Origin of the sequence: Enterobacter genomosp. O (assembly GCF_001022965.1) — a bacterium.
Taxonomy (GTDB): domain Bacteria; phylum Pseudomonadota; class Gammaproteobacteria; order Enterobacterales; family Enterobacteriaceae; genus Enterobacter; species Enterobacter cloacae_L.
Map to the genome: position 1 here is coordinate 1 of NZ_LECZ01000006.1, position 9,024 is coordinate 9,024.

General features: G+C 53.2%; 5 protein-coding genes. 2 read left to right on the plus strand and 3 right to left on the minus strand.

What is annotated here, in order from left to right; genetic code table 11:
- A partial coding sequence (locus tag ABR39_RS25270; protein WP_047345356.1) for an RHS repeat-associated core domain-containing protein occupies positions 1 to 1,455 on the plus strand: 1,455 nt, incomplete at its 5' end.
- Between the two features lie 548 nt (positions 1,456 to 2,003).
- Positions 2,004 to 3,119, plus strand: coding sequence for a flavodoxin-dependent (E)-4-hydroxy-3-methylbut-2-enyl-diphosphate synthase (gene ispG / locus ABR39_RS00680; RefSeq protein WP_047345357.1), 1,116 nt, complete (start codon positions 2,004 to 2,006; stop codon positions 3,117 to 3,119).
- Positions 3,120 to 3,474: 355 nt separating this feature from the next.
- Here the strand turns inward: ispG and ABR39_RS00690 are convergent, their stop codons facing one another.
- The 3 genes from ABR39_RS00690 to ABR39_RS26130 all read right to left on the minus strand — a co-directional run.
- Positions 3,475 to 6,393 (minus strand): RHS repeat-associated core domain-containing protein, encoded by a 2,919-nt coding sequence (locus ABR39_RS00690; protein WP_082132606.1) that lies wholly within the window; start codon positions 6,391 to 6,393, stop codon positions 3,475 to 3,477.
- Between the two features lie 624 nt (positions 6,394 to 7,017).
- Positions 7,018 to 7,302, minus strand: coding sequence for a hypothetical protein (locus ABR39_RS00695; RefSeq protein WP_047345359.1), 285 nt, complete (start codon positions 7,300 to 7,302; stop codon positions 7,018 to 7,020).
- A gap of 279 nt (positions 7,303 to 7,581) precedes the next feature.
- Positions 7,582 to 9,024, minus strand: a 1,443-nt coding sequence (locus ABR39_RS26130) for an RHS repeat-associated core domain-containing protein (protein WP_047345361.1), incomplete at its 5' end; no start/stop codon positions are given.

Below are 9,024 nucleotides of genomic sequence, written 5' to 3' on the forward strand. Positions count from 1 at the left end.
GCGCTGGCCTGGAATGCGCGTAACGAGCTGCAGGCGGTGACGCCGGTGGTGCGTGACGGAGACAGGGATGACCGGGAGAGCTACCGCTACGGTGCGCAGAGTCAGCGGGTGCTGAAGGTGAGCGTGCAGAAGACGGGCAGCGGCGTGCAGACGCGGCGGGTGGTGTACCTGCCGGGGCTGGAGCTGCGCAGCACGCACCGCGGTGACGCGGAAACGGAGCGCCTGCAGGTGATGACGGCGGGCGAGGCGGGGCGTGCGCAGGTGCGGGTGCTGCACTGGACGTCAGGCAGGCCGGACGGCATCAGCAACGACCAGGTGCGCTACAGCCACGATAACCTGACGGGGAGCAGCGGGCTGGAGGTGGACGGTGACGGCAGGGTCATCAGCATGGAGGAGTACTACCCGTACGGGGGGACGGCAGTCTGGACCGCCCGCAGCGCGGCGGAGGCGGACTACAGAACCGTGCGCCACTCGGGGAAGGAGCGTGACGCGACGGGGCTGTACTACTACGGGTACCGGTACTGCCAGCCGTGGTCGGGCCGGTGGCTCTCCGCGGACCCGGCGGGGACGGTGGACGGCCTGAACCTGTTCCGGATGTGCCGCAATAATCCCGTAACTTATACGGATCCTGATGGCAGAAATCCTGTTAATAAGGATACTTTTGAAAGTCAGCGTATAGGACCTGACTATGAACTGACGCACAGGGGACTTGATCAAATAGCGAATGCAAATGAAAAATTTGGCACAGTGTTAAGGAAGGCTCTCGAGATTGCTTCGGATATGGTGAAGACTGCATCTGTAAGGTTCAGAACTGAGCAGGGTAGAAACTTTGTACAACGCTGGCTTTCCGCCGGAGAATTAGAAACCGGGCATATGCAGTCTGTTATTGATGATTTAACCACAAAGCTGGAAAACATGAGCTCCGCAATTGATACTTATCACCTTGGCGAAAAACAAGGGAATATAGTGGGTTTTCGCGCGGCCCCTTCAGATAATACAGTTGCATTCACAATACCTAATGATCCTGAAAACAGGATCTATATCAATATGAATACTCCGACAGGAAGCTCCGCGCATATAGTACAAACGTTGATCCATGAATTCTCACATCCGTTTATGGGAACAAAAGATTACTGGTATCTTCCTGTATACCAAGATGAAATTGAGGGAATTATAAATCAAACGGATGTTGAAGCGCTTGAAGAATTTGCCCTTACTACATCCTATTCGCAGCAGGAACTCATGACAGGGTATAACTGGAATATTCCGGAGGATTGGTTGGGAAATATTCCTGTGACTGATGGAATTGCAACAAGATTACGGACAGATACGCAATTCAGAATAGAGTCAACTCTCGACAATGCGGATTCTGTAACTGCACTGGTACTTAACGGCAACAGAAGGCTCTTTGCGAGTAGAGTGTCCATACTAAATCATAGCGTAAGGGAGAACTAACGGGTGTCCTGAGTGTCCTGATATAGCAGCCGTATTTGGCGTTCAGTCATCAAGCTAGCTGGACGCCGGTGCTTCTTCATGATTGACTCTTTTAAGCCATCATTAATGACCTGGCGTACCCCACGATTTCTGCTCAGTAAATCTGTTTACTCCACCTTGTGTGAGGCGAGTTACATTCCATACAGAATTAATATTCTTAATCCTGATTAACGTCACACGCATCATAAAATTAATGTGTCTCAGCCCTGTTTTTATGATTGTTTATCCAGATTCAATTCACTGAGTGAAACGTGAATTTTTATTACGTAACGCCAGAAAGGTATGTTGGTGATCGGCCCGGAGTATAATCTTTATTTCAGTCCGGATAAGGGCCCGATTCTGCAAGTCTGCAACAGAGGAAGGGGATCCCGGTTGCTCCTTAAATTATACGCCAACAATGTATCAGGGAAAGGCAGCATTTTCCGGTATCGCTATTGTTGTTTAACACCGGTCGTATCACCAGTGGGTGTAAGACGACCTCTACGGAACGTAAGAATGAGGATGGAGTGATGAACAGAACACCAACTGTGGTAAGGCGAAAATCAACCAGAATCTATATTGGCAGCGTGCCGGTGGGAGATGGAGCCCCGATCACGGTTCAGTCCATGACGAATACCCCCACCGGTGACGTGGAGGCGACGGTCCGACAAATTAACGAGCTTGAACGGGTGGGGGTGGATATCGTCCGGGTTTCTGTTCCCACGATGGAGGCCGCTGATGCATTTCGCTTAATTAAACAGCGGGTCAGGATTCCGGTGGTGGCGGATATCCATTTTGATTATCGGATCGCGCTGAAGGTCGCTGAATATGGTGCTGACTGTCTGCGTATCAATCCGGGAAATATAGGAAATCAGGCCCGGATCCGTACCGTGGTGGACTGCGCCCGGGATAAGAATATACCGATCCGCATCGGGGTCAACGGTGGCTCTCTTGAAAAAGACATTCAGGCCAGGTATGGCGAGCCGACGCCACAAGCCCTGCTGGAATCGGCTATGCGTCATGTTGATATACTTGATGCGCTGAATTTTAACCAGTTTAAGGTGAGCGTGAAGGCTTCGGACGTGTTTCTTGCCGTGGGGGCCTACCGTCTTCTGGCTGCCCGAATTGACCAGCCGCTGCACCTGGGGATCACTGAGGCTGGAGGGATGCGAAGCGGCGCGGTAAAGTCTGCCGTAGGTCTGGGAATGCTGCTGGCTGAAGGAATTGGCGATACACTGCGCGTCTCGCTGGCCGCCGATCCGGTCGAAGAAGTCAGGGTGGGATTTGATATCCTGAATGCTCTGCGCATTCGTTCCCGGGGGATCAATTTTATCGCCTGTCCAACCTGCTCACGACAGGAATTCGATGTTATCGGTACGGTGAATGCCCTTGAACAGCGACTGGAAGACATCACCACCCCCCTCGACGTTTCCATCATTGGCTGTATCGTGAACGGTCCAGGAGAGGCGCAGGTCTCTGCGCTTGGGGTGACAGGGGGCCATAAAAAAAGTGGGTTCTACGAGAATGGAGTCCGACAGAAGGAACGTCTGGACAATCATCAGATTGTCGCCCAGCTAGAGGACAGGATCAGGTCAAGGGTACAGGCTATTGAGGCCGAACGTATTCAGGTCAAGGCGCTGGACTGACGCTTCGTGATGGAAATTGGCACAGCCTTTAGTTTAGCCTCCGGATGACGAGGGTAGAGGGAAATGAAGGGCCAGTCCCATCTGCCTCTCCCTGCCTTCTTCATCACAGGGGGGATGAACCCTCTGGCCTTAACTGCCTGGATAAAGCGGGTGTTTTTAGATTTACGACCGATGCTCATTGCTGGCGAGCTTCGGACAGAAAGAAACAGAGCCTGCTCTTCTGAAGAGCAGGCTCTGGCTGGTTCCGATATCTGAACGAGGTGGGCTGAAGTGCGGGTCAAGGAGGGACATTAATCCACTTTTTCGGAAAACAGCGCCGATAAAAAGGATCTCCTCTTTAACTTACAGCTTATACCTATGATTTAAACCTGAAAGTATGGCCTTTGATATTCAGTCGGTAAACCGAATTTACTCGCGCAGCACCTTTTCTCCAGGCCGCGTCGGTGTAAACACTATCTTTGTCCCGCGCAAAATTCCGCATATATTCCCTGTATTGCTCGGTTGTAAATAACTCAAAATCACCCGCGATCGCCATACCTCGAATATTCATTACGCCGGGCTGGGGTCCCATATTGATGCCCCCGGCATAAGTTTCGTCATTACGCTCATGCCATTCATCATGAGCACCATGCTGTATGGGGGAATGAGCCTTGACGCCATAGGGTTTAGTCAGAGAATAATTTCCCCATCCGCGCAGGTTCTCAGCCTTATGCAATCCGGTACTTTCCAGCGCCGTATTCAGAGCCGGAACCCATACTTCCGGAGCTACAAAGCCACCATTTTCGTCAAGCACGCTATGGATATCGATGTCGCCATATACTTGATTCCCGAATCCATCAGCAAGGGCTGCCTGCTCTTCATTAATCACATCCAGGCGGAAACCTTCCTTGCTAAGAACCTGTAGCGCCTCCGGGGCATCGGCTGAAGGGTTATTGATTGTGTGCACATCCTGTTTGGCTTTCTCGGCTTGATCTCCCGTGTAAAGCACAAGCCCCTCATTTTTATCTCCTTTAAACGTTTTTTGATATACGCCTGCCGGTTTAGGCCGGAACCCCATTTTGCCAACGTAATCCACGCGAGCAGAATTTCCTGTGCGGACATTAACATGCCATGTTTTCTCCACGGCAACTCGGTGAATAGCTTTAAATTCTTTGAGGTGAAGGCCTGCGTGTCGTATATTAGAAACGAAACGGTCACGAAGAATCTGCTTCTGTTGCGCTGTTGATCTGACTGGCGCGAGGCCATCAGGATCGCTGAGGGTTATCGGATTATTTCGTACCATACGGTACAAATTCAGACCGTCAACGGTTCCTGCCGGATCTGCGGAAAGCCAGCGACCTGCCCACGGCTGGTAGTACCGGTAGCCATAGTAGTACAGCCCCGTCGCGTCACGCTCCTTCCCCGAATAGCGATGAGTACGGTAACGTGTTTCCACCGCGCTGCTCGAAGCCCGCCACGCGCTTCCACCGTACGGAAAGTACTCTTCCGCACTGATGATATTGCCTTTTTCATCCAGAACCATAGCGTTCATTCCGGTTGCGCCGCTCAGGCTATAGCGTGCGCTGCCATTGGTCATCCCTGATGGTACTTCATGTTCCTGATCCCAGTGCAGTACCTGTACCTCACCCGCAAGAATAACCGCCAGCGACTCGGTTGTGTCTTTGCCCTGTCGGCAGCGCCGGTATTCAAGTCCGGGGAGATACACCACCGTTTCGCGGTGGCTGACAGTGCGTGCCTGCTGCAGGGTTTCTTTCACCACTCTCAGCCCACCGGCATCATACTGATAGTACTCCTGAGGTTGTGTGTTGCGCCGCTCTCCGGGCTGAGAGGCGATGTGGACCGCCGCCAGTTGCTGACTTTCGTTCCAGACCAGATTCTGTCCGGGCTGAAGTGCCCGCTGGTTTCCCGCTGCATCAAAGTGGGCATCAACCGTCTGCGGCGTAATGGACCCCCACATTCCCTGCTTAAGAAGGGCATGATTACTGCGATCCGACACGGTCAGCTCCCGGCTCCATCTTGACGCCCCGTGATGACGGATACGAACCAGGTTTCCGGATGCATCGTAACGGTAGTGTCGGGAATAGTTTACGCTCCGGTTGACCACGTCACCAGGAATCTGGATAACTGGCTGTTGCCCCGGCCCGTCGCCAGATGTGACATTATCTGATGATTCGCGCCCGGTCGCCTGGATCAGCTGGTACAGACTGTCGTAGACGTACGTGTTTTCCGGCACCACTTTTTGATTGCGCCAGAAGCGTGTTTCTTCCGCGTCGTTGCGAACAGACAGAACGTTTCCGACCGGATCATAAGTATAACGCAGGTCCTGAAGAACCCGGACGCGCGGGATCCCGGTGGTGGAGCGGGTAGTTTTCAGACTGACCAGTCTGCCTGTCTGCGGTGAATATTCATAGCGCGTTACAACACCATTCCCCAGCGTTTCCTGCTGTATGTTCCCGTCAGCGGTATAGGTCACGTCAGCCAGTAATGTTTGCAGGACAAAATTCCCTTTGCGTTGCAGTGTCCGCTGTACCAGCTGTCCGGCAATGTTATAACGCTGACATTGTACGTGGCCGGCTGCATCTGTCTGACGCACGCCCTGGCCGCAGGCATCAACAACAATAGTTGTGATGGCGCACGCCGGGGCCAGCAGCATTTCCCAGTCGGTTTCAGTCACTGCTTTCCACTCAGGCTGACGCGCGGTATCCGCACAAAGATGGCGCTGCTGACGTAATACCTGTCCCCCCAGCCCCACGGACAGTACAGCCTGACGGCCAGCAGGATCGTAGTGACGGAGGATATGTCCACAGAGATTATACGCCTGACTGTCTGCGGTGACCGGAGCATACACATAACGCTCCCGGATCCGGGGAGTGTCTCCGGGAGACTGTTCACTTACGGCGAGCAGGCGACCCGGTAGTTTCGGTGATTCGCGGTGCCAGCGGCGTATGGTTCCCCCGGCATCGAGCTGCCATAACGGCCTTCCCTCTGTATCACTGAGCGTGCAGTCAGTACCGGCATCGGTACTACGGGTCTGCAGGGGGGATCCACTAAGGGTCGGGCTCCAGCTACGCACGGGTATCTGAAGGCGGGGATCGTAGGTGGCCAGCGGGAATCCACCGGGAGAATAGGTTGTGCGCGTCAGTCGCAGGGCTGCTGATTGCCCGACATCATCGCGGTGAAACTGCTGGGTGCGGACCGTCTGACCGCGGTTGTCAAATACCTGTATGGTCGGAGTCCCCCGATGAAGGGAACCGGTTAATGGAATTGTCATCATATTTTCTCTGGTAAAAGGGACGTGTAAAACGGTCCCGGACTTGCTGTAAAGGCATATGCAGGCATATTTTGACCGATCCGGTTTATGCTTACTTCATAAATCAGTCTGAATACGGTTAATCCACGGGTGAAATATTCACATAAGCGCGGATGCCTGCCGGGACAGAAATGTGATGGAATATCAGCGTGGTATAACCACATGAATTCATGATCCTCAGGGAAATGGCCACGAAGAGTCCCGTAAATCGGGAGTAGGGTGATGTCTGACTCTTTATAATGATGCCTTCGGCGCAGGCAATTTTCCTTCCGGTAACTGCAGGTACAAGGTGGTGGCCATCAACGGCGTCTGTAGGGAAGGTTATCTGCCCGACAGGTCGCTCAGGACCGAAAGGTCATCCCTGGCAGACACCTGAGATATACCGCAAATTCTGGCTGAGAGTCACGTGCTGTTCCGTTCAAAAAAAAACCGGCCCCTGTCAGAATTCACAGGACCGGTTTTTCGTAGTGGTGACTTAGCTATTGAGGCGGGCAACTTCAGTGAAGCAGGACATCGTCAGAGAAAAATGAATGGTCGGCCAGGTCTTTTTCCTCTGGGTGTATCCGCTATAGCTGAGCGTTGCCCTGGTCATTTCCTGGCCGGATCGGCAAACAAAAGCTTCCCCGGCGTCATGTGACTCGCAAACATTGTGCCCGCAATTTTATGAGCCCTCTCTTTGCTGGCCTTGAGCGTTGTAACCCTCATGCCCTTATGCACAATATCGCAATGTATTTCCCGGATTTTGAAGATAACTGGAACATTTCCAGCCCCTGATTCGGCAAAGAAACGACCCGGGATGAGCTGAAACATGATTGCTGGCTGTTCTGAATAGTACTGCCAGCATGCAGCCTTTTTTAGCTCATCAGAAGGCACGCTGACTCCCGGGTACAGAACGCCATTTTCATCACCGTCAATACAGGCAATGCGTCTACAGCATCTCGCGCCCGTTCGATCTGAGCCGTCTTCCCGGAGCTAAGTGCTTCTTCCTCAAAATACCGGCGATAGCGTTCGGAACAGGTACCCTTTGCTATATCATTGCAGACCTTTTGTAGTTCCAGCCCGGTATAAGAGGTTCGACCGTCCTCATCCTTAAGCGTTCAGAAACGCTGGCACATTCAGGTGCCAGCCAAATGAAGACCGTCAGGTCAACACTCAATTCCTGCTGTCTGGTCTTGCGAAACCTCTTCGCTTTTGCTCCAGGAAGTTCCTGTAATTCTGGCCATGTCTTCCGGAGTGAGTGGAGGAAAACAGTAAGTTAGTGGCATGCGCAAACGTATCCGCGTTCCATTTTGCCATTTCCTCACCGGTATCTGCTGATGTCCGGTAAGCTGGCAGTTGCTGCTCCCTCGGCACTTCTTCACGAACCAGTGCATTCAGTGTAAAATAAGCGACTTCATTCGGGCGCTCCTTATATGCAGCTGCATATACATAATCATTGGTATTACTGCTGGCGTGAGAGAGTTCATGAATAAGCGAAGTAACCAAATAGTCTCTCCCAAAATTAGCCATTTCTAGTTTCACATTGAATTTGTTAATGTGAAGATATTTCGTATGCTTTTCATCACGATAGTTAATCTCCGCTTCAGCCAGGTCGATTTTTTTTGTCCTGCGATCCGTTTCACTGTTCTGGATTCGTGAGACGGTTAAGAGATATTTTGAGTATTCCCTGGCTTCTTGTGTATTTACGAAAGCAGCAGAAGGAGAGTCCTGGCTATCAAAAACATGAAGATTTATCGATGCATCAAATGCCTGGGCATAAACAATACTCTGTCTTAAATTACGCTTCCATTGATTCAGTGTTTCCTGAGAATGGTTGCCATACAAGGAGTCCGCAATACTGGCAATAGCGTCAGAGTTATTTTTTTCCAGAACATCCAGCGCCGTACTCATATAACGAACAGCATCTTTCATTGCACTCTGAACCTTGCTCTCAAACGAGAAGGGGTTAACCGGCCATTTCCCCTCTTCATCCTTAAGCGTGACGGGATTATTGCGGCACATCCGGAACAGGTTCAGGCCGTCCACCGTCCCCGCCGGGTCCGCGGAGAGCCACCGGCCCGACCACGGCTGGCAGTACCGGTACCCGTAGTAGTACAGCCCCGTCGCGTCACGCTCCTTCCCCGAGTGGCGCACGGTCCTGTAGTCCGCCTCCGCCGCGCTGCGGGCGGTCCAGACTGCCGTCCCCCCGTACGGGTAGTACTCCTCCATGCTGATGACCCTGCCGTCACCGTCCACCTCCAGCCCGCTGCTCCCCGTCAGGTTATCGTGGCTGTAGCGCACCTGGTCGTTGCTGATGCCGTCCGGCCTGCCTGACGTCCAGTGCAGCACCCGCACCTGCGCACGCCCCGCCTCGCCCGCCGTCATCACCTGCAGGCGCTCCGTTTCCGCGTCACCGCGGTGCGTGCTGCGCAGCTCCAGCCCCGGCAGGTACACCACCCGCCGCGTCTGCACGCCGCTGCCCGTCTTCTGCACGCTCACCTTCAGCACCCGCTGACTCTGCGCACCGTAGCGGTAGCTCTCCCGGTCATCCCTGTCTCCGTCACGCACCACCGGCGTCACCGCCTGCAGCTCGTTACGCGCATTCCAGGGCACCAG